This is a genomic window from Exiguobacterium sp. s127 (assembly GCF_018618695.1).
GTDB classification, from domain to species: domain Bacteria; phylum Bacillota; class Bacilli; order Exiguobacteriales; family Exiguobacteriaceae; genus Exiguobacterium_A; species Exiguobacterium_A oxidotolerans.
Genome location: NZ_JACSMO010000005.1, coordinates 121,268 through 139,811 on the forward strand (window position 1 = coordinate 121,268; position 18,544 = coordinate 139,811).

The 18,544-nt window shown below is 47.6% G+C and carries 21 protein-coding genes and 1 riboswitch; of the genes, 17 read left to right on the forward strand and 4 right to left on the reverse strand.

The genetic code is table 11. The features are described from left to right. Positions 1 to 23: 23 nt before the first annotated feature. Positions 24 to 953, reverse strand: a complete 930-nt coding sequence (locus tag KNP98_RS08540; RefSeq protein WP_214811121.1) for a peptidoglycan DD-metalloendopeptidase family protein — start codon at positions 951 to 953, stop codon at positions 24 to 26. Between the two features lie 410 nt (positions 954 to 1,363). Continuing rightward, positions 1,364 to 2,098: a peptidoglycan DD-metalloendopeptidase family protein gene (locus tag KNP98_RS08545; RefSeq protein WP_088836827.1), complete on the reverse strand. Its 735-nt coding sequence runs from the start codon at positions 2,096 to 2,098 to the stop codon at positions 1,364 to 1,366. Positions 2,099 to 2,431: 333 nt separating this feature from the next. Here KNP98_RS08545 and KNP98_RS08550 point away from each other — a divergent pair, with 333 nt between their 5' ends. From KNP98_RS08550 to KNP98_RS08590, 9 genes are all read left to right on the forward strand, one after another. Continuing rightward, positions 2,432 to 2,896: an NUDIX hydrolase gene (locus KNP98_RS08550; protein ID WP_214804895.1), complete on the forward strand. Its 465-nt coding sequence runs from the start codon at positions 2,432 to 2,434 to the stop codon at positions 2,894 to 2,896. Positions 2,897 to 3,408: 512 nt separating this feature from the next. Then, a complete protein-coding gene (locus KNP98_RS08555; RefSeq protein ID WP_214767516.1) occupies positions 3,409 to 4,284 on the forward strand; it encodes an SDR family oxidoreductase in 876 nt (291 codons plus the stop codon). 13 nt (positions 4,285 to 4,297) lie between these two features. Then, complete coding sequence (locus tag KNP98_RS08560) at positions 4,298 to 4,486, forward strand: hypothetical protein (protein ID WP_029333410.1); 189 nt, start codon at positions 4,298 to 4,300, stop codon at positions 4,484 to 4,486. A gap of 63 nt (positions 4,487 to 4,549) precedes the next feature. Continuing rightward, positions 4,550 to 6,559: a catalase gene (locus tag KNP98_RS08565; RefSeq protein ID WP_214811123.1), complete on the forward strand. Its 2,010-nt coding sequence runs from the start codon at positions 4,550 to 4,552 to the stop codon at positions 6,557 to 6,559. Between the two features lie 224 nt (positions 6,560 to 6,783). Continuing rightward, complete coding sequence (locus tag KNP98_RS08570) at positions 6,784 to 7,074, forward strand: hypothetical protein (RefSeq protein ID WP_214811125.1); 291 nt, start codon at positions 6,784 to 6,786, stop codon at positions 7,072 to 7,074. 213 nt (positions 7,075 to 7,287) lie between these two features. Further along, entirely contained in the window at positions 7,288 to 7,668 is a 381-nt protein-coding gene (locus tag KNP98_RS08575; protein ID WP_029333419.1) for a GntR family transcriptional regulator, read from the forward strand. Beyond that, complete coding sequence (locus KNP98_RS08580) at positions 7,661 to 8,341, forward strand: ATP-binding cassette domain-containing protein (protein ID WP_159172669.1); 681 nt, start codon at positions 7,661 to 7,663, stop codon at positions 8,339 to 8,341. The genes KNP98_RS08575 and KNP98_RS08580 overlap by 8 nt, the downstream gene beginning before the upstream one ends. Next, positions 8,338 to 9,150 carry a hypothetical protein gene (locus tag KNP98_RS08585; RefSeq protein ID WP_214804893.1) on the forward strand — a complete coding sequence of 271 codons (813 nt, stop codon included), beginning with the start codon at positions 8,338 to 8,340 and terminating at the stop codon, positions 9,148 to 9,150. The genes KNP98_RS08580 and KNP98_RS08585 overlap by 4 nt, the downstream gene beginning before the upstream one ends. Positions 9,151 to 9,160: 10 nt before the next feature. Beyond that, positions 9,161 to 10,246, forward strand: a complete 1,086-nt coding sequence (locus KNP98_RS08590) for a hypothetical protein (protein ID WP_214811128.1) — start codon at positions 9,161 to 9,163, stop codon at positions 10,244 to 10,246. Between the two features lie 93 nt (positions 10,247 to 10,339). Here the strand turns inward: KNP98_RS08590 and KNP98_RS08595 are convergent, their stop codons facing one another. Together KNP98_RS08595 and KNP98_RS08600 are read right to left on the reverse strand one after the other, a co-directional pair. Continuing rightward, positions 10,340 to 10,837: a C40 family peptidase gene (locus KNP98_RS08595; RefSeq protein WP_214804889.1), complete on the reverse strand. Its 498-nt coding sequence runs from the start codon at positions 10,835 to 10,837 to the stop codon at positions 10,340 to 10,342. 217 nt (positions 10,838 to 11,054) lie between these two features. Next, positions 11,055 to 12,242: an MFS transporter gene (locus KNP98_RS08600; protein ID WP_214811130.1), complete on the reverse strand. Its 1,188-nt coding sequence runs from the start codon at positions 12,240 to 12,242 to the stop codon at positions 11,055 to 11,057. Positions 12,243 to 12,447: 205 nt separating this feature from the next. On the opposite strand from KNP98_RS08600, the gene KNP98_RS08605 reads away from it, so the two are divergent. The 8 genes from KNP98_RS08605 (at position 12,448) to KNP98_RS08640 (ending at position 18,402) form a co-directional block, all read left to right on the forward strand. Next, positions 12,448 to 12,873 (forward strand): OsmC family protein, encoded by a 426-nt coding sequence (locus tag KNP98_RS08605; RefSeq protein WP_214811132.1) that lies wholly within the window; start codon positions 12,448 to 12,450, stop codon positions 12,871 to 12,873. Continuing rightward, positions 12,870 to 14,102 (forward strand): beta-N-acetylhexosaminidase, encoded by a 1,233-nt coding sequence (nagZ, locus tag KNP98_RS08610; protein WP_214811133.1) that lies wholly within the window; start codon positions 12,870 to 12,872, stop codon positions 14,100 to 14,102. Before KNP98_RS08605 ends, nagZ begins: the two co-directional genes overlap by 4 nt. A gap of 66 nt (positions 14,103 to 14,168) precedes the next feature. After that, positions 14,169 to 14,271, forward strand: a riboswitch (TPP riboswitch). A gap of 89 nt (positions 14,272 to 14,360) precedes the next feature. Next, positions 14,361 to 14,951: a thiamine phosphate synthase gene (locus KNP98_RS08615; RefSeq protein ID WP_214811134.1), complete on the forward strand. Its 591-nt coding sequence runs from the start codon at positions 14,361 to 14,363 to the stop codon at positions 14,949 to 14,951. Beyond that, positions 14,948 to 15,952: an NAD(P)/FAD-dependent oxidoreductase gene (locus KNP98_RS08620; protein WP_214811135.1), complete on the forward strand. Its 1,005-nt coding sequence runs from the start codon at positions 14,948 to 14,950 to the stop codon at positions 15,950 to 15,952. Before KNP98_RS08615 ends, KNP98_RS08620 begins: the two co-directional genes overlap by 4 nt. Then, entirely contained in the window at positions 15,936 to 16,139 is a 204-nt protein-coding gene (thiS, locus tag KNP98_RS08625; protein WP_159172662.1) for a sulfur carrier protein ThiS, read from the forward strand. The genes KNP98_RS08620 and thiS overlap by 17 nt, the downstream gene beginning before the upstream one ends. Before the next feature lie 2 nt (positions 16,140 to 16,141). Further along, positions 16,142 to 16,906 (forward strand): thiazole synthase, encoded by a 765-nt coding sequence (locus KNP98_RS08630; protein ID WP_214811136.1) that lies wholly within the window; start codon positions 16,142 to 16,144, stop codon positions 16,904 to 16,906. After that, positions 16,903 to 17,913 carry a ThiF family adenylyltransferase gene (locus KNP98_RS08635; RefSeq protein WP_214811138.1) on the forward strand — a complete coding sequence of 337 codons (1,011 nt, stop codon included), beginning with the start codon at positions 16,903 to 16,905 and terminating at the stop codon, positions 17,911 to 17,913. The genes KNP98_RS08630 and KNP98_RS08635 overlap by 4 nt, the downstream gene beginning before the upstream one ends. A 126-nt stretch (positions 17,914 to 18,039) precedes the next feature. Beyond that, entirely contained in the window at positions 18,040 to 18,402 is a 363-nt protein-coding gene (locus tag KNP98_RS08640) for a hypothetical protein (RefSeq protein WP_214811140.1), read from the forward strand. Positions 18,403 to 18,544 lie beyond the last annotated feature (142 nt).

The window sequence follows — 18,544 nt, forward strand, 5'->3', positions numbered from 1 at the left end:
CGGATGTGGTCGGGGGTGTTGTCTTATAAGTAATCGAGCGGATTGACACTGCTTGCAGCGGAGGTTGCGCTGTAGACATATGTACCACGATGAAGCTCGAAATGAAGGTGTGCTCCGAAAGCATTCCCTGTTTCGCCGACCGTTCCGATCAGTTGTCCTTGCGAGACCGTTTGACCGACGGAGACGCTCCGGCTATTTAAGTGAGCATAGAGGCTTGTGAAGGAAGATCCGTCAATTGTATGAGTCATCATGATGTAGTTCCCGTACGCGCCGTAGTTTTTAGACGTCGTGACTTTACCGGCAGCTGTCGCATAGACGGGCGTTCCTTTTGCTGCACCATAATCAATGCCGTTATGGAACGTATAACCGTAAACGCCGCTCGCTGCCCCGTAACCTTGTGTAATCGGTCCGCTTGTCGGTGTGACGAAATCTTTTGAGGCTTTACTAGCACCTGAATTCGTTAATTTTAAGACCGCGTATTTTTTTACATAGTCGGCGTGAACATAACGCTTTTCGCCATTATAAAGGAACTTAATCCAGTCGCCTTTTTTGCCGAGGTAGCGGTACGTTTCTCCACTATCGACCGAACCGACCTGCTGGCTGCTTGTCGAAGAACTCGTCCGGACACGAAGGTTATCCGCCATTACCTTGATTTTATAATAACGTGTGACTGAATATTTTTTGACATAAGACGAAGAAACATAAACTTTACTTGATCCGTATAAAATTTTTGTCCAGTTGCCGGTACGCCCGAGATACTTGTAGGTTTCTCCCTTAGCAACACCCGTAATGACGCTTGATGAAGTAGAGGGGCCGGTCCGGACGCGTAAACCGTCATCCATGACTTTAACTTTATAGTAAGTTGTCGCAGCATCGACTTTCGGGACTGCAAATGTTGTCAGTCCAGCTACTGCAATGGCAGATACTGTTAAAGTCGTTAATAATTTGTTCATCTATGTATGTCCTCCTTGAAACTCAACACGATAGGTCAGTTGTTTGTTGAAAATATGTTCTACTAAATTTCATAAATGAGTATAACATTACTTAAAATGTTTAAATATTACATTAACATTTCGGAAATGTTTCAATAGAATATATTTAAGCTATCCAAAAATAACATATTACATTTATTGGTTTTTCTATATATATCAACATGTTTTAGATGTTTAAAAAATGTTTGTATACTGGGGAATTAATAAAAAAGTGTGACAAGTTGAGGTCGTTTAAGATAAAGTTGAAATGGAAATAATAGTATTTTTTAAAATTTGAATTTTTGTAATTTTGATGTTTAAAAAATTTTTTAAGTTTTCAAAATAGGAATCCAAACAAAAAAGACACCTGATTAGAGGTGCCTTTCTTTGGTTTAAAGTAAGTTGAGTGGGTTGACACTACTTGCGGCTGAAGAGCTGCTGTAGACGTAGCTGCCACGATGAAGTTCGAAGTGAAGGTGAGCACCGAACGCATTACCTGTGCTACCGACTGTTCCGATCTTCGTTCCTTTTGCAATCGTTTGACCCGCATAAACTTTACGTGAATTGAGGTGGGCATAAACACTTGTGTAGGTTAAACCGTTCACCTTATGTGACATCATGATGTAGTTTCCGTACGCGCCTTGATATTTTGAGGAGATGACTTTCCCAGTGGCTGTCGCATAGACAGGAGTTCCTGTCTTCGCTCCGAAGTCGACACCGTTATGGAACGTATATCCGTAGCGGCCGCTTGCATTGCCATAGCGTTGCGTCAGAGTCCCGCTTGTCGGGCGAATAAAGCTAGACGAGACGGATGCTTTTTTTGCAGTGCTAGTTTTAGACTTGAGGCTGTACTTTTTAACGTATCCTGAGTATACGTAGCGTTTTTCTCCACCGTAGATGATTTTCGTCCAGTTTCCTTTACGTCCAAGGTACTTAAACGTTTGGCCCGAGTTGACGCCTCCGATGATCCGGTATTTTGTTGAAGGGCCGGTCCGAACGCGAAGTCCGTCTGCCATGACTTTTACTTTATAAGAAGTACCAGCCGCTTCAACCTTACCTGTACCCGTAGCTGCAAATCCTGAAACGACAAGCGCGCTCATCGTCATAGTTGTCAAAATACGTTTCATGTTGTAAATCCTCCTGATGTGAAAACAAAGTGACGGGTTAATGAAAAATGAAATGACTGAGTCATTAAATAGGATGTGTTGTATATAGAGTAGATTGAGTTAGTAGAGTGAGTGGTGCTTTCGAACAAACTGAGTATAGCATTCGGAATTTACAAATCGATATTTCAATTTTATTTCTAAAATATCTTTAGATAATATATATTGTAATCTTCGTTTTGAGATAATTACGCAATCCCTTGAGACGAGGGTTTATCCATGTCATCTGTTTGACTTTTTTATTACAAAGTCAATTATGGGAAATTGTGATATCGTATCGAAACATAACAAAGGAGTGTGGAACAGTTGGATATTAACTTTAAGTTTGAGAAGCAACGATTCAATCACCGGGCGGCTGCCGTGATCGTCAAGGAAGGGTGTCTCTTAATTCATCGGAATATTCGAGATGCTTTTTGGGCATTACCAGGGGGACGGATTCAACTGATGGAGAGTGGGGAGACAGCGGTTGTCCGTGAAATCAAAGAAGAATTAGGATTAGAAGCACAAGTTAAACGTTTTTTGTGCGTTCACGAAAATTTCTTTACATATGAAGACGTCGCTTTTCATGAAGTCGGTTTTTATTACGAAGTCGAGTTGTTAGATGAGATCAATGTGACGACGGAAGATTTTTACGGTGTCGAGGGCGAGGAACTGATTTACCGGTTCGTCCCGATCGACGAATTGCCATCCATCGAATTCTATCCCCTACAGCTAAAAACGATGCTGAAGACAGGTGAGTGGGACCGTCTAATAAAAGAATGAATTCCTGGAGTAAGACTTGTATGCACCTTTTTTTGAAGGAGATTCTGGCTGTAGACAACGTGCGATTGGGAGATCAAGCGTCTTTTTTCGTTGCTTTCCCCGGGCGAGGCGCAAGTCGTTGCTCCTTGATCTTCACGGACAACGAGCAGGGTCTTGCCTGCCTTTGGCAAGTCGCGTTAAATTCCCATAGGAGTCAACGAAACATGGCGCTTTTTAGGTAATACCGTGACAGAACTCTAGGCATGCAGACGGTTTAGCGCGCAATTCGTCTCGAATCGCTTAGAACCGCGAAAAGCAATCGGTCGCGACCTTGCAGCTTTGGAGACGAGGCGAGATAAGGCAGCGCAAACGGATTGCCTCTTTTTATAGCCTGTTCATGTTTCATAAGAGTTTGTCTGTAGTCTGTATCCCCTTTTTGAAGGGGATTTTTTTTATGGAATGACGTTTATTCATACATGGCAAGGGAATGTTAACTAAGGAAGTCAATTATCACAGTAGAGGGGATGAGTGAGATGCGCGAAAAGCAACTGAGGGATATGCATGAAGAAGCAAAAGGGCAAACACAAGATCATCAACCAGGAATTGAGTCCGAAATGAATCCTGAACCGATTTATGACGATCCCGAGTATGTCGGCTCCGGGAAGCTGAAAGGGAAAGTCGCGCTTATCACTGGCGGTGACAGCGGGATTGGTCGCGCCGTCGCGGTCGCTTACGCAAAAGAAGGCGCAAATGTCGCGATCGTTTACTTAAATGAAGGACAGGACGCGGAAAAAACGAAGCAGTTAATTGAAGGGTACGGAGTTAAGGCCCTTGCATTTGCGAAAGACGTCAGCCGGCCGGAAAACGCAAAACCAGTCATTGATCAGGTGCTTCAGGAATTCGGTCAACTGAATATTCTCGTCAACAACGCAGGAAAACAATTTCCGCAAGATGATTTTTTAGACATCACACCGGAACAGTTGCAGGAGACGTTCGAAACGAACATCTTCTCGATGTTTTATTTGACGCAGGCTGCCGTGCCGCATCTGAAAGAAGAAGATACAATCATCAATACGTCGTCCGTGACGGCTTATCGCGGGGCACCGACGTTGATCGATTATTCGGCGACAAAAGGGGCGATTACGACGTTAACACGTTCGCTTGCATCGAGCCTCGTCGAAAAAGGCATTCGTGTCAATGCCGTCGCACCGGGTCCGATTTGGACACCGTTAATTCCGGCGACGTTCTCGAAAGAGAAGGTCGAAGCACATGGGGAAGACACGTTACTGAAGCGTCGGGGACAACCTTCAGAAAATGCTCCAGCTTATGTTTACCTCGCGTCACGCGACTCGAGTTACGTCACGGGACAAACCATCCATATCAATGGCGGCGATTATATTACATCATAAGGAGGTCTTTTTTATGAAGAAGAATCCGAACGAAGTACCGGAGCACGAACCGAATCACGAACCGAATGAAGTGCCGGGAACACCACCGTCGGAAATTCCGGACACGCCGCAAGAAGATCCAATCCGTCAGCCGGAGCCGGATACTTTTCCGGAACCGACAGAAATACCGGATGCACCACAAGAAGATCCGACACCGTATTGATGGTAGCGATGACCTAACTAGCTGATTGACACCGATTGCTTTTACTTATGGGGAGGTAACAGTATGACGAATAAAAAAGAAGAACAAATGAAGGCGCACCAAATCGATAACACGAAAAAAGCGGGACTGACGACGAATCAAGGGTTGAAAATGGCGGAAGATGAATTTTCGCTAAAGGCAGGACTACGGGGACCGACATTGATTGAAGACTTCCACTTTAGAGAGAAAATGACACACTTTGACCATGAACGGATTCCGGAACGAATCGTCCATGCTAGAGGTGTCGGGGCACATGGTGAATTTCAGGTATACGAACCGCTAGCTGAGATTACGAAAGCGGGCTTTTTGAACGATCCCTCGAAAACGACACCGGTCTTCGTCCGTTTTTCGACGGTCCAAGGGTCACGCGGTTCAGGAGATACGGTCCGTGATGTCCGTGGTTTCTCGACGAAGTTTTATACGGATGAAGGCAACTACGATTTAGTCGGGAATAACATTCCGGTATTCTTCATTCAAGATGCCATCAAGTTTCCTGATTTCGTCCATGCTGTCAAACCGGAGCCACATACGGAAGTTCCGCAAGGCGCAAGCGCGCATGATACGTTTTGGGATTTCATCGGTCAAAATCATGAGACTGCACATACGGTCATGTGGGCGATGAGTGACCGTGGAATTCCACGGAGCCTTCGGATGATGGAAGGGTTCGGCGTCCATACATTCCGACTCGTCAACGCACAAGGGAAGGCACACTTTGTTAAGTTCCACTGGAAACCAAAACTTGGTGTTCATTCGCAAGTCTGGGATGAAGCACAAAAAGCACTTGGTAAAAATCCTGATTTCCACCGCGTTGATTTATATGAAGCAATCGATAAAGGGGATTTCCCGGAGTGGGAGCTCGGACTGCAATTGATTGCGGAAGAGGATGAGTTCAAGTTTGATTTTGACATTCTCGATCCGACGAAACTATGGCCGGAGGAAGAAGTACCGGTCCGACTCGTCGGTAAAATGACATTGAACCGCAATGTCGACAATTTCTTTGCGGAAACAGAACAAGTAGCGTTCCACCCAGGACACATCGTTCCGGGAATTGATTTTTCAAATGATCCGTTGTTGCAAGGGCGGTTATTCTCATATACGGACACACAGTTGTCCCGACTCGGAGGACCGAACTTCCATCAAATCCCGATCAATCAGCCGGTTTGTCCGTACCATAACAATCAGCGGGACGGCATGCATCAGATGGCGGTCCATAAAGGACAGACGAGCTATCACAAAAACGGTTTGAATGAAAATCAGCCTGAGCCTGTCCCGGTCGAAGAAGGCGGTTTTGAACATTACCAGGAAAAAGTCGACGGCCATAAAGTGCGTGGCCGGAGTGAAAGTTTCCTCGACTTTTATTCACAGGCGAAGCTCTTTTACAACAGCATGACTGCTGTTGAACAACAACACATTCGTGATGCCTACAGCTTCGAGCTCGGAAAGTGTGAATCTGATGTCGTCAAAGCGAACGCCGTCGATTTGCTGAATCATATCGACCATGCCCTCGCGAAAGAGGTTGCGGAGAACATTGACGTTGCGGTACCGACGACGGATGAAGGGGTTCAATCAGAGAAACGCTCAGATGCCCTCAGTATGGAACATACGATTCGAAAAACGGATACGCGCAGTGTCGCCTTGTTGCTTGCAGGGGACGTGGATGCAAATCAGGTGAAGGCGTGGGTCGAAAAACTGGCGGAGCATAACATCAATTACAGCCTCATTGGTAAAAAAGCCTATACACTAGGTGAAATGAAAGTAAAAGAAACGTATGATACGGTCGATTCAAGTTTGATTGACGCCGCATTCTTAATCAGCGCATCTTCAAAAGTAGCGGACGACGTGCTCGAATTTATCGAGAACACGTATAAACATGCTAAACCGCTGGCGTTACATCTCCATGATGACTCAGTACTCGATAAGTGCCGTGTTGAAACGGATCAGCCGGGTGTCTTCTTATTCAAAGAACATAACTTGGATCATTTTGATTCGTTCATCGAAGGCATCGCCCAAGCACGTTTTTGGGACCGGAAATAAGAATAGTCAAGGACCTCCAGCGTTGACGGGAGGTCCTTTTGACGTCGTCAAAAAAACGTATGCCTTCAATCATTATGTAGATAAGGCTATTTTTTTTGATGCAGACGCTTCAACCCTTCATAAAAGAATCGTGTAAGTCTTTAGTAAATGACAAAATAATCAAAAAAACAGGAACTTTTTAGGTAGGTATCCGTAGAATAGGTTAAACAAAGGGGGAAGTTCAGATGGAAATCATTTTGGGGATCATTGCAGTCGGGGCAGCATTTTGGTTTTTCTTCAGTTATTTACTTGGCTTCAAAAAGAAAAACATCACGATGACGTTTGACGATCGTTTTTATACGCTCGATGAGCATGTCAAAGCAATCGAGCAGAAATTAAAGCAGGACGGAAAATTAGTGGAGTACTTAGGAAATCGTCGCTTTTTAGTGAACGGGAAACGATATCTGTTCGTTGAACGGACGGTTCCGATGTCGGGCGTTCCGATGCAACAAACGATTTTAGAGTTCGAAAAATAAGTAAAAAAGGTGATTCCGACTCAGAAATGAGATCGGCATCACCTTTTTTATGTCGATAGATAATTGAGACTACCGATTCTACGAGACTGGTCAAAAAGAAATAAAATCAATAGATGGGAAATGATTGACAGTCAACTGTACTATCGATATGATACAGAAAGAAAGTGTATTACTGTTTTAATACAACGAACGGTGAAAAGTGGTCGAGGGCACGTGCAATTTGACCAAAGAAGCCCGGTTTATCTTCAAGTCGTCCGCTGGTTCAAGGAACGAATCGCGACAGAAGACTTAAAATGCGGGCAAGAAATTCCATCGCGGCGGGAAACCGCTGCGCAACTCGGAATTAATCCGAATACGGCTCAAAAAGCATACAAAGAAATGGAGGACCAGCAATTGATTACGACAGAACGAAACGTCCCGAGTAAAATCACGATGGATCAAAACATTGTAAAAAAAGTCCGGACGGAGATGTTGGACGAAGCAGTTGCGCAATTCATCGAGGCGGTCCAAGCGATTCAGATACCGCTCGGCGAAGTCGTTACGAAAGTCGAAACCGTTTATCAATCAACGGAACGGAGGAAAATTGATGCTTGAAGTCCATGGATTAAAGAAACGATATGGTCGTAAGAAACCGATTTTAGAAGGGGTTTCCTTTTCAGTTCGCCCAGACAGTATCACCTGCCTGATCGGTTTAAACGGGGAAGGGAAATCGACGATTTTAAAAGCGATTATGGGTCTTGTGCCGATCGACGCCGGAACAGTGCTGGTTGACGGTGAAGTATCGCGTGAAAAAATTGCTTTTGTTCCCGATCTTCAAACGATGCCTTCTTACATGACGATTGGAGATGCTTTGCGTTACATGAGTGATTATTATCCGGACTGGAATCCGAAGGTCGCTGAAGAATTAATGGGGCTGTTGAAGCTGTTATCGACCGACCGGATTTTAGAACTGTCAAAAGGAAATCAGGCGAAGTTCAGTTTGGTGCTCGGTTTTGCACTTGATCGTCCCTATTTGTTGCTTGACGAACCATTCGCAGGAATTGATTTATTTACGAAAGAACAAATTGCCTGGCTATTTTCGAGTCATTTCATGGAAGGACGTGCAATTTTGATGACGACGCATGAAATCGTCGAAGTCGAACATTTGATTGATCGGGTCGTCTTTTTACAGGATGGTCGGATTATCGATGAACACGATACGGAAGAAATGCGGGAAATGTACGGGAAATCAGTCCAAGACCGCATGCGGGAGGTCTATCAACGATGAAACAATATCTGATGCTGACGAATGAAGAGTTAAAACGAAGCTGGAAAATCATCGTATCGTTCATTCTTGCGATTGCGAGTATCGAAATCTTAATTGTTGTCGGACGAATCATTTACCATGAACGCCAAGTCCAAAGTTACATGAAGAGTGCAAAACTGTCTGAAGTCGAAGCGATTCAAGAAATCGGGAAATTATCGTTTGAACAAGCCAGTTCTTATTTCAGTTATATCATTATGATCGGGGTTGCGTTTGTTTTGCTATATGCGATTCAAATCTGGTATCGGGATTGGCTAGGCGAATCCAAGTACATATATCGGTTATTACTACTACCAGGTAGTCGCGCAAAAATCTTTTTCGCAAAATTTACTTCTCTCGTACTCGTGATTGTCAGTTTCCTTGGTTTACAGTGGACGGTGATTCAACTCAGTCATGGGATCTTCAACTGGTTAATTAAAGATGGGTACAGGGAGTCAGGTTCGCTCGGTCTCTCAAGGAGCCTCAATAAATTATACATGATGAACTTAATCGATTTATTTGTGCTGGTTATCTTATCGCTGTTCATCGTCAGTTTCTTGTTCCTGTTCGTTCTGCTTGAACGGTCATACGGGAAGTCAAAAGGAATGCTGTTCATCATCATTGAACTAGTTGCTTTAATAGTTATTTTAGTTAGTATGCAGTATAGCTTAGAAATGATTGACGGGTTGCTTCAAGAAGAATTCGGAGCAATCGTTCTGTCAGTATTTACGTTGTATTTTATTTATACAATTTGGAGAAGTTTGCGTTTGTTAAAATGGAAAATCACAGTTTAAGGAGGAAACCATGCGAAATTTTAAATTTGTACTCATTCTGACTGTCGTCAGTTTCTTGACGATTGGCATTTACGGATGGTTCATTCATTCGATGGATGAATCAGAATTTGTAATCGAGACGGTCAAAGGTGATCCGAAACAACAAGCTGTCCAGTCCATCCACGCTGAAATCTTAGATCGTGGTCTAAAGCCAATGGATTATGAGATCACGCTGAATGGTCGTGTGCAAAAAACAACACATGATTTTGTGGATCAACTCTTCAAAAATCCTTTTGACATCATCGACGCTCCCCGTGCGTTCCGCCGCTTCATTGCCCCTAATTCGGTTAATACGTTAGAGCAAGATGGTATTGTCTATGCGATGCGTCTGCAGAAAGAGGGACGATGGGAACTACAATATTTTAATCAAAAAAAACAACGCCTCTTTAAAAAAATAGTATCAGCACCAGCTGGAATCAAGTACAAAGGGGAAGTGCAATTCAATCCGTTCCAACGTTCTGGTGACAGCCTGTATGTTTATGTCGTAGATGAAGATCCAACGAATGTAGGAAATCATTTCTTTAAGTTCGACTTAAAAGCAGATACGATTCAAACAGTCGATTTACCGAAGACATCAAATGAGTACTTCAATGTTCTTGGGATTAACGGTGAGAAAATCGTTTATCAAACAGAAGGAGATATCAATGGATTGGACGCGACTAAACGAAACACGTACATCAGTGATAGAAAAACGGTTCAATCTCTGACTGCGCTAGATTCAATCGATCTGTATCAATCTGAACTCATCGAGGATGGAACAAAACTTGTTGCGCTTATAGATGCTGATCAGGAACGCTTCAAATGGATTGTATATGATATCGATAGTAAGAAGCTGACTCGTCATTCAAATGATTTTAACAAATGGCAGGGGGCTGACGGCTCAAGTACATATTTCCGACTAGAAAACGGAGTAATCTACACGGGGTTGAATACAGGGACCGGCATCTTCAACGTCCAAGTGATTGATCCATTGTCGGGAAACGTAATTTATGAAGGCAATATCAAAGATCGATTAAAGCGACAAGACATAATATTAAATGAACTCGTTGTAAAATAATTGTGATTAAGGCTGAAAACTTGTTGCATAGAGTTCGAAAAATAAGTAAAAACGCGCGGCTGACTCTGCATTGAAGTCAGCCGCGCGTTTTTGTCATTGGTACGATTTAATGAGGATGTCCTGTTTCGTATAATAACTCCATGTCAGGTCCTGGGCTTCGACCTTCTTCGTCGTCACGGCGACAAACGTGTTTTTGCCCGTATAGATCCCGACGAAGTTCGGTGTCTTTGCTTTTTTCGCCTGGACGAACAACAAGTCACCCGGCATCGCTTTTTTAAGTGTGACGGTTTTCAACGGCATGGCAGCCTGTTTTGCAACCGTCCGCTCCAGCGTCAAGCCGCTTTTTTGATAGACGTATTGCGTGAAGCCTGAAGCATCAAATCCTTTTGTCGTCGTGCCGCCTTCTTTATACGGCGTACCGATCAGTGACGTGGCGAGTTTTGCGATCGCAAGTTTCTTATTCGCGAGTGCTTTTTCGGACAACGGTTTTTTCGTCTCGACTTTTGTTGGTGTTGCGGCAGACGCAACGACTGGACTGACGGAAGCCGTTACAAGTAAGGCCGTTAATGTGATGGCATAATACGGTTTCATGAAAAAAACTCCTTTAATTAAGTTAGGGTGAAAAGCTAGTTTCAGCGTACCATGTAGATTTACAAATAAAGCAACAAGTTGGCAACGAGTCCCTAACAATCTTGTAAGGTTCGGGCTGAGAAACTACTTTTTTGAGGATACAAGGCACAAAAAAAGATTCCCTTCACGTTGCATCCTAGGAAACAAGTGAAGTGAGAATCCTTTAGTTTCAGTTCGTTTATGATGCGCGTCGGTCGAGTCGGAAGCTGACCGCAGTCAACAGTGCAGCGACCAAGGCGACGAGTCCGCCGACGAGCGCCGTGTTCATCATCGGTCCGCTCGCGTAAACAAGTCCACCGAGCGCGGAGCCGAAGGCGATCCCGACGTTACTTGCGACCGGCATCAAGGACGCAGCGAGTCCTTTTGCTTCCGGGTTGAACTTTTCCGCCAAGTCAATCAGATAGATTTGTGTCGATGTCGTCAATAAAATCGACATCAGTGACATCAAAGCGATATTGATCAGTCCGAGCGTGACGGATGACGTCGTGACATATAAGGCCGCCAAGACGAACGCTTGCACGACGAACACAAACCGTAACCGACCGATCGGATTATGACTGGCGATTTTCCCGGCCAGAATGTTACTGAAAATCGAGACGACGCCGTACGCGAGGAGGATTGGACTGATCCAGGCCCGCGGCAGCTCGAGTTCGAGTTCGAGGATCGGTACGAGGTACGTGTAGACGACATAGGTCGCACCAAATCCAAACGACGGGATGAAGAAGGCAATCATGATACGTGGGTTCGCGAGCAGGCGCAGTTGATCCTTAACGGAACTTGACGCCGTCGCCTGTTGCCGCGGGACGACTTTGAAAACGGCGAAAAAAGCAATCAGTCCGAGGGCTGTCGTCAGCCAAAACGTCGCTTCAAAACCGGCGTGTTGCCCGATAAACGTGCCGATCGGGACACCGAAGACGTTCGCGAGCGTAAAGCCGCCGAAGATGAACGACACGGCGACACCGCGTTTCGCGACCGGGACACTGTCACTCGCGACGACCATTGCAAGCGAAATCAGGACACCGGTCAGGACGGCGGTGACGATCCGTGTTGCGAGCAGAAGCGAGTAGGTGTCGGCGATGCTGCTGCAAAAGTTCAAGACGACCCAGACAAAGATCAGGCTGAGCATTAATTTGCGACGCTCGAAGCGTCCCGTGATCGACATCGTGACCGGTGTCCCGATCGCGAAGGCAATCGCAAAGGCGGAAACGAGTGTCCCGGCTTTCGCAATCGTGATTCCGAGGGCCGAAGCGATTTCTGATAAAATCCCGACGATGACGAATTCGCTTGTGCCTAAGACGAACGTCAGTAAGGAGAGGGTGGCGATTAAAAGCCAGTCCGTTTTACGTAAACGGGTAGTAGATGACATATCAATTCCTCAATTCTAGCGCTAAGCAGCGCGAAACTATCGTTTTTCAGAATAGCATGATTCGTGTGTCAGGTGAACGGGAATCGGTTGTCGAAGGAAAAGAAGCATTATTTTGAATAGCATGTCAATTTTCTTCAGGTGAGACTACGCTATAATGAAGGAGAGCGAATCGCACCGAACTAAAAATCGAAAGGTAGTGAGAAAAATGCAAGCGACGATTACATGGAATCACAAGATGGGCTTTAGTGGCATGACGGAGTCCGGACACCAACTGGCAATGGATGCAGCACCTGAAAATAACGGTCAGAACGGAGCACCGCGGCCAACTGAATTGTTGTTGCACGCCGTCGCCGGCTGTACGGGGATGGACATCGTCTCCATTTTAGAAAAAATGCGTTTACCGTTAACCTCGTTTGAGATGGACATTGAGGGAGAACGGGCGACGGAACACCCGCGCCGCTTTACGACGATTTCGATTCATTATCGTCTCGAAGGCGACTTACCGGACGATAAAGTCCGCCGGGCCGTGTCGTTATCAAAAGATAAATACTGTTCTGTCTCGAAATCACTGAATGCTGAAATTGAAGTCTATTATTCAATCAATGGCGTCCGAAACGAGGAACCGCTTTGAAACCGATTTACGTGCTTTTAACGGCTTGCTTTTTGACGGCATGCGCGAGTGAACCAGCAACAGAACCGAAGACGAAACCGGAACCGAAGACGAGTCAGCAACAGCCGGTCGCTGACGAACCGACGGCTGCCGAACAGGCGGAGCAAGACATCAAACGTCAGCTCGCCAAACTCTCGACTGCTGAAAAGGTCGATCAATTGCTGTATATCGGGATCAGCGGGACAACGTTATCGGACGCAGACCGAAGTCTGTTAAGCGATCACGCGCTGGGCGGTGTCCTGTTACTCGGAGGCAATATCACGTCAGACGCCCAGCTAAAAACCTTGACGGCAGCGATTGAGGACGCACAAGCCGCCGAACCGCTCGCGTTCCTCGGTTTCGATGAAGAAGGAGGACGTGTCAGCCGTGTCCCGGATCAAGCGTTTCATTTACCTCCGAGTTTGACGCTCGGTCAGAAAAACAATCCGGCATTGATGCAAAAGACCGGACAGGCATTTGGTGCGATGTCACGGTTTTATGGATTCAATATGGATTTTGCCCCGGTTCTTGATGTCAACAGCAATCCGGCGAACCCGATCATCGGGGACCGGGCACTGAGCGCTGAGCCGGATGATGTCGCCCGGCTCGGTGTCCCGTTAATGCAGGGAATTAAGTCGGAAGACGTCGTGCCGGTCATCAAACATTTTCCTGGACACGGGGATACGACCGTCGATTCGCATGTCGGCTTACCGACCGTGACGAAGACGAAAGCGCAACTCGAGCAACTGGAACTCGTCCCGTTCAAAGCGGCAATCGATGCCGGAGCGGAGATGGTGATGGTCGCACACATTTTATTCCCGGCGCTCGACCCAGACAATCCGTCGTCGTTATCAGAGCCGGTCATGCAACAGCTGTTGCGTGAAGCGTTGAAGTTCGATGGCGTCATCGTGACGGACGACCTCGTAATGGGCGCGATCACGAAACAATATGGTCTCGCCCAAGCTGCGCGCCTCGCCCTCGAACGTGGTGCCGACATGGCGATGTTCTCGCAAGCCGGTGCTTACACGGATGTTCATGCGGCGATCATGCAGGGAATCAAGGACAAGTCGTTATCACGGGCTGACCTCGACGCGAAGGTGACACGTGTCTTACGTCTAAAACAAACGTATGATTTAGCAGACACGAAGCTGATTCCAACGCGTGAACAATTGACGGAACAGGTCAAAACGGTCACGGATCGGCTGAACTGACAAGTCAGACTAGAAATCAAGCGAGCGGTCATGGTAGACTACGAATGAACCAACCAACACTAAATAGTTCTACACTAGGGGAGTCTCGCAGCAGACTGAGACGGAAATATCCGGACCCTTTGAACCTGATCTAGTTCGTACTAGCGGAGGGAAGTGGCTTCTGATTATCATCCTGTCTCAGGTCTTACCTGGACATTCTTCGGACCACTCCATCATGTTCATGGGGTGGTCCTTTTTGTGTAGCAAGGAGGAGAAGGTATGCGTCCGAAGTTACATATTGTGACGACCGGGACAAAAGAGCTGACACATCTTCTAGAAGTCTTGCCGGCTGTTGTGCCTTATGTCGACATGATTCATATCCGGGAACCGGGTTGGTCGGCGGACCGACTCGTCCAATTGATCGAGGCGCTAGTATGCGCCGGTGTTCCACGTGAAAAACTAATCGTCCATGACCGGCTTGATGTCGCCCTCGTGACGAAGGCAAGTGTCCAGTTGACATCACGCAGTATTCCCGTCGCTGTCGTGCGGCGTCAATTCAGCGAGCTACAGATCGGCCGATCAATCCACTCCTTGACGGAAGCGCTTGAGACGGGCAGCGACTTCGTCATGTATGGTCATGTCTTTGCGACGGCGTCAAAACAGGACGTCGCCCCGCGCGGACTAGCGGCACTCGCGCAAATCGTCACGTTTTCAAAAGTCCCCGTCATCGCGATTGGCGGGATTCAGCCGGAGAATGTCGCGGGTGTCCTCGCGACCGGCGTTGCTGGCATCGCTGTGATGTCAGGGATTCTCGGTCAGGCAAATCCGGTCGAAGCAGTCCGGTCGTATCGCGAGGTGCTTGATCAATGAAAGCAAAAGGGACGTTAATCGTCGGCGCAGGCGTAATCGGTTTGACACTCGCCTACGAATTGCTCAAACGAGGACAAGCGGTACGCGTGCTTGAGCAAAGCCGGTGTGGCGAAGGAACGACGCGAGCGGCAGCCGGCATGCTTGCGACGGATCATGAACTGATCCCTGCCTTACATCAACTGGCGGCAGCGAGTCGACAGCTTTATCCCGACCTCGTCCGTGAGCTGTTTAATGAGACCGGCATTGATAGTGGCTATAAAGAAAATCCCTTTCGGTTGATTCGGGGCCATGAGGAAATTCAATTTGCATCCGTCGGTCAAATCGATCCCGTCCAGTTGACGCGTTCGCTCCGTCACGCGATTAAAGTCCGCGGAGGTGTGATTGAAGAACAGACAACGGTCACAGGACTGCTCCGGGCAGGGGCGACCGTCGTCGGCGTTGCGACGAGTAACGGTAAGCGTGAAGCCAGTAACGTCGTGGTCGCAAGCGGTTGGGGATCAGAAGCATTACTCGCGACGAGTGGTGTCGAGATCGCGACGGTACCGGTCAAAGGCGAATGCCTCGCCGTCCGGCTTCCGGGGCATGTCTTGACCGAGACGTTGTTTAGCGACGACGTGTACCTCGTCCCGAAGTTTGACGGACGGATCATCATCGGGGCGACGGAACGGATCGGTGACGAGACGACAGGGGTCAGCGTCAGCGGGATTGAACATCTCCTGCAGGCGGCGGCGCGACTGTTCCCGGCAATCAGAGAAGCGGAAATCGTGGACATCTGGTCCGGGATTCGTCCACAAACAGCGGACGGATTGCCTTATCTCGGGCAGGTCCCGGGAGTCGGGCACCTATTCGTCGCGACCGGGCATCATCGGCACGGGATATTACTCGCCCCGATCACGGCGTCCGTCCTGGCAGACGAGGTAACGGGAATCACGCCGAAATATGAGCTTTGTCCGTTTTCATTACATGAATCGAGGAGGAACACGAATGCAACTCACCATTAATGGTCAACCGTATACGCTTGACGGAACGATTTCGACAATCGACGGATTGATTCATCATCTCAATTTGACGGAAAAAATGGTCATCATCGAACAAAATCGACAGATTGTCGAGCGGACAGCATACCAAAACACACCCATTCAAACAGGCGATTCATTTGAAATCGTCCACTTCGTAGGAGGCGGTTAATCATGTTAACGATTGGTCAAACGACATTTCAGTCGCGGTTATTACTCGGAACGGGCAAATACCCCGACGTGACGACACAGCAGCAAGCAGTCGAGGCATCGGGAGCAGACATTCTGACCTTTTCCGTGCGCCGGATGGATATCTTCGAAGCGAGTCAACCGAACTTTTTAGAGGCGCTTGATTTGAGTCAGTATCATTTATTACCGAACACGGCGGGGGCGAAGACAGCGGAAGAAGCGGTTCGGCTGGCAAAACTCGCCCGCGCGTCCGGACTGTGCGACATGGTCAAAGTCGAAGTCATCGGCTGTGATAAAACGCTGTTACCGGACCCGATTGAAACGTTGCGGGCATCGGAAGAATTATTAAAAGAAGGATTCACCGTCTTACCGTATACGTCAGACGATCTGTTGTTGGCACGAAGACTGGAAGAACTCGGGTGTCACGCCATCATGCCTGCCGCGTCCCCAATCGGATCCGGACAAGGGATTCTTAATCCACTGGCCTTAAGCTTCATCATCGAACAGATGACGGTCCCGGTCATCGTCGACGCAGGAATCGGTTCACCGACCGATGTCGCCTATGCAATGGAACTCGGCGCAGACGCCGTCTTACTTAATTCGGCTGTCGCCCATGCGAAAGACCCGGTCAAGATGGCGCAGGCGATGAAGCTTGCCGTCGAAGCGGGACGACTTGGCTTTGAAGCGGGACGAATCGAAAAGAAACGGTACGCGACGGCGAGCAGTCCCGAGACAGGGATGAGTCGATGACGGATCGTTATTCACGGCAAACCCGGTTTCGTCCGTTCGGTCAGGCGGGACAGGATGAGCTGACAAAAAAACATGTCCTCCTCATCGGTATGGGTGCACTCGGAACGGCAAGTGCCGAACAACTCGTCCGGGCCGGAATCGGCAAGCTGACGATCGTCGACCGCGATTACGTCGAGTGGAGTAATCTCCAGCGGCAGCACCTTTACACGGAGGACGATGCCGCGCAGCATGTCCCGAAAGCAATCGCCGCGGAGCGCCGCTTAAATGCCATCAATCAGGAAGTCGAGATTATAGCCCATGTCACCGATGTCACGCGTTACGAATTACCTCAATTGATTCCTGGTGTCGATTTGATTCTTGACGCTACCGATCACTTCGATATCCGGATGCTGATCAATGATGTGGCAGCGCAACACAAGATTCCGTGGATTTACGGCGGGTGCGTCGGAAGTTACGGCATGACCTATACGGTCCTCCCGGACGAGACCCCGTGCCTGCATTGTTTGCTCGAACATTTACCACGCGGGCAAGCGACGTGCGAAACGGCGGGTGTGATTGGTCCGGCGATTCAACTCGTCGCCGCGTATCAAGTCGCGGAAGCCTTGAAGCTCCTCGTCGGTGCGACGGACGCGTTACGGCAGGAATTGCTCGCGTTCGACGTCTGGACGAATGAACAGAGCCGGATCAATGTCGCGTCTTTGAAGAAGGCATCATGCCCGTCCTGCGGCGAGAACCGGACCTATCCGTATTTGACGCACATGCCGGTGCAGTTTACAACATTGTGTGGACGTGACGCCGTCCAGGTCCGTGGAGATGAGGCGCGTGACTTAGAACGTCTTGAACAGAATCTGAGCCCGGTCGTCAGTATCGTCGCGAAAAATCCGTACTTGCTCAGTTTTAAGACGGAGACGCATCGATTCGTCGCCTTTCGTGACGGACGCGTCCTGATTCATGGGGAACAGGAACTCGTCCGTGCAAAACAGCTCTATCACGCCTTTTTCGGTTAAAAAGTCACAAAAAAATCAAACTAACATTCAAAATATATGTTTTAGATGTTTTGAAAAGAGGTAAATAAGACTTCAAGACACAAAATGGCGTTTTAGGTAGACTGAAAGCGAAGAGGAGTGATTAGGATGAAACAAGAATTCGATAAAACGGTCCAATCATCGGACCAGACGAAGCGGACAGAACAGACAGCTGAACCGGTTCAGCAGGCGAATTGGAATCCAGATCGGTACCGGACGAACTTAAATCCGTTCTATCTGTCACCTTGTAGCGTCGAACGACGGGAAGATGTTGAAGCACATGCCAATCATCTGATCGAAGTTGAACCAGACGCGTCCCCTCTTGCACAAATTTTCGAACAACAACAAACAGCCCATATACCGAACAAACATCAGAGCTCAAAATTCACGACAGGAATTGTAGTCGGTGCTATCATCGGAGGATCCGTCTCCATCATCACTTCTGTCAAGCGGTTGCGGCACAAACATTAAGGAAATGAATGCATGGAATGTAAAGGATAGTAAGGTCCGGTAGCGTCCGGTCTTTACTGTCTTTTTTTTGATTATAGACGCATGCCGGATCGAAGCATATGCGCGGACGAGAGTCGTCATTGCCGTTTCAGACGTGCTAAAC

What these genes read in the sequence shown, in the direction of transcription:
- KNP98_RS08540 (WP_214811121.1), bottom strand. Translation starts at nt 953, where the DNA reads ATGAACAAATTATTAACGACTTTAACAGTATCTGCCATTGCAGTAGCT.
- KNP98_RS08545 (WP_088836827.1), bottom strand. Translation starts at nt 2,098, where the DNA reads ATGAAACGTATTTTGACAACTATGACGATGAGCGCGCTTGTCGTTTCA.
- KNP98_RS08555 (WP_214767516.1), top strand. Translation starts at nt 3,409, where the DNA reads ATGCGCGAAAAGCAACTGAGGGATATGCATGAAGAAGCAAAAGGGCAA.
- KNP98_RS08560 (WP_029333410.1), top strand. Translation starts at nt 4,298, where the DNA reads ATGAAGAAGAATCCGAACGAAGTACCGGAGCACGAACCGAATCACGAA.
- KNP98_RS08565 (WP_214811123.1), top strand. Translation starts at nt 4,550, where the DNA reads ATGACGAATAAAAAAGAAGAACAAATGAAGGCGCACCAAATCGATAAC.
- KNP98_RS08570 (WP_214811125.1), top strand. Translation starts at nt 6,784, where the DNA reads ATGGAAATCATTTTGGGGATCATTGCAGTCGGGGCAGCATTTTGGTTT.
- KNP98_RS08580 (WP_159172669.1), top strand. Translation starts at nt 7,661, where the DNA reads ATGCTTGAAGTCCATGGATTAAAGAAACGATATGGTCGTAAGAAACCG.
- KNP98_RS08585 (WP_214804893.1), top strand. Translation starts at nt 8,338, where the DNA reads ATGAAACAATATCTGATGCTGACGAATGAAGAGTTAAAACGAAGCTGG.
- KNP98_RS08590 (WP_214811128.1), top strand. Translation starts at nt 9,161, where the DNA reads ATGCGAAATTTTAAATTTGTACTCATTCTGACTGTCGTCAGTTTCTTG.
- KNP98_RS08595 (WP_214804889.1), bottom strand. Translation starts at nt 10,837, where the DNA reads ATGAAACCGTATTATGCCATCACATTAACGGCCTTACTTGTAACGGCT.
- KNP98_RS08600 (WP_214811130.1), bottom strand. Translation starts at nt 12,242, where the DNA reads ATGTCATCTACTACCCGTTTACGTAAAACGGACTGGCTTTTAATCGCC.
- KNP98_RS08605 (WP_214811132.1), top strand. Translation starts at nt 12,448, where the DNA reads ATGCAAGCGACGATTACATGGAATCACAAGATGGGCTTTAGTGGCATG.
- KNP98_RS08615 (WP_214811134.1), top strand. Translation starts at nt 14,361, where the DNA reads ATGCGTCCGAAGTTACATATTGTGACGACCGGGACAAAAGAGCTGACA.
- KNP98_RS08620 (WP_214811135.1), top strand. Translation starts at nt 14,948, where the DNA reads ATGAAAGCAAAAGGGACGTTAATCGTCGGCGCAGGCGTAATCGGTTTG.
- thiS (WP_159172662.1), top strand. Translation starts at nt 15,936, where the DNA reads ATGCAACTCACCATTAATGGTCAACCGTATACGCTTGACGGAACGATT.
- KNP98_RS08630 (WP_214811136.1), top strand. Translation starts at nt 16,142, where the DNA reads ATGTTAACGATTGGTCAAACGACATTTCAGTCGCGGTTATTACTCGGA.
- KNP98_RS08635 (WP_214811138.1), top strand. Translation starts at nt 16,903, where the DNA reads ATGACGGATCGTTATTCACGGCAAACCCGGTTTCGTCCGTTCGGTCAG.
- KNP98_RS08640 (WP_214811140.1), top strand. Translation starts at nt 18,040, where the DNA reads ATGAAACAAGAATTCGATAAAACGGTCCAATCATCGGACCAGACGAAG.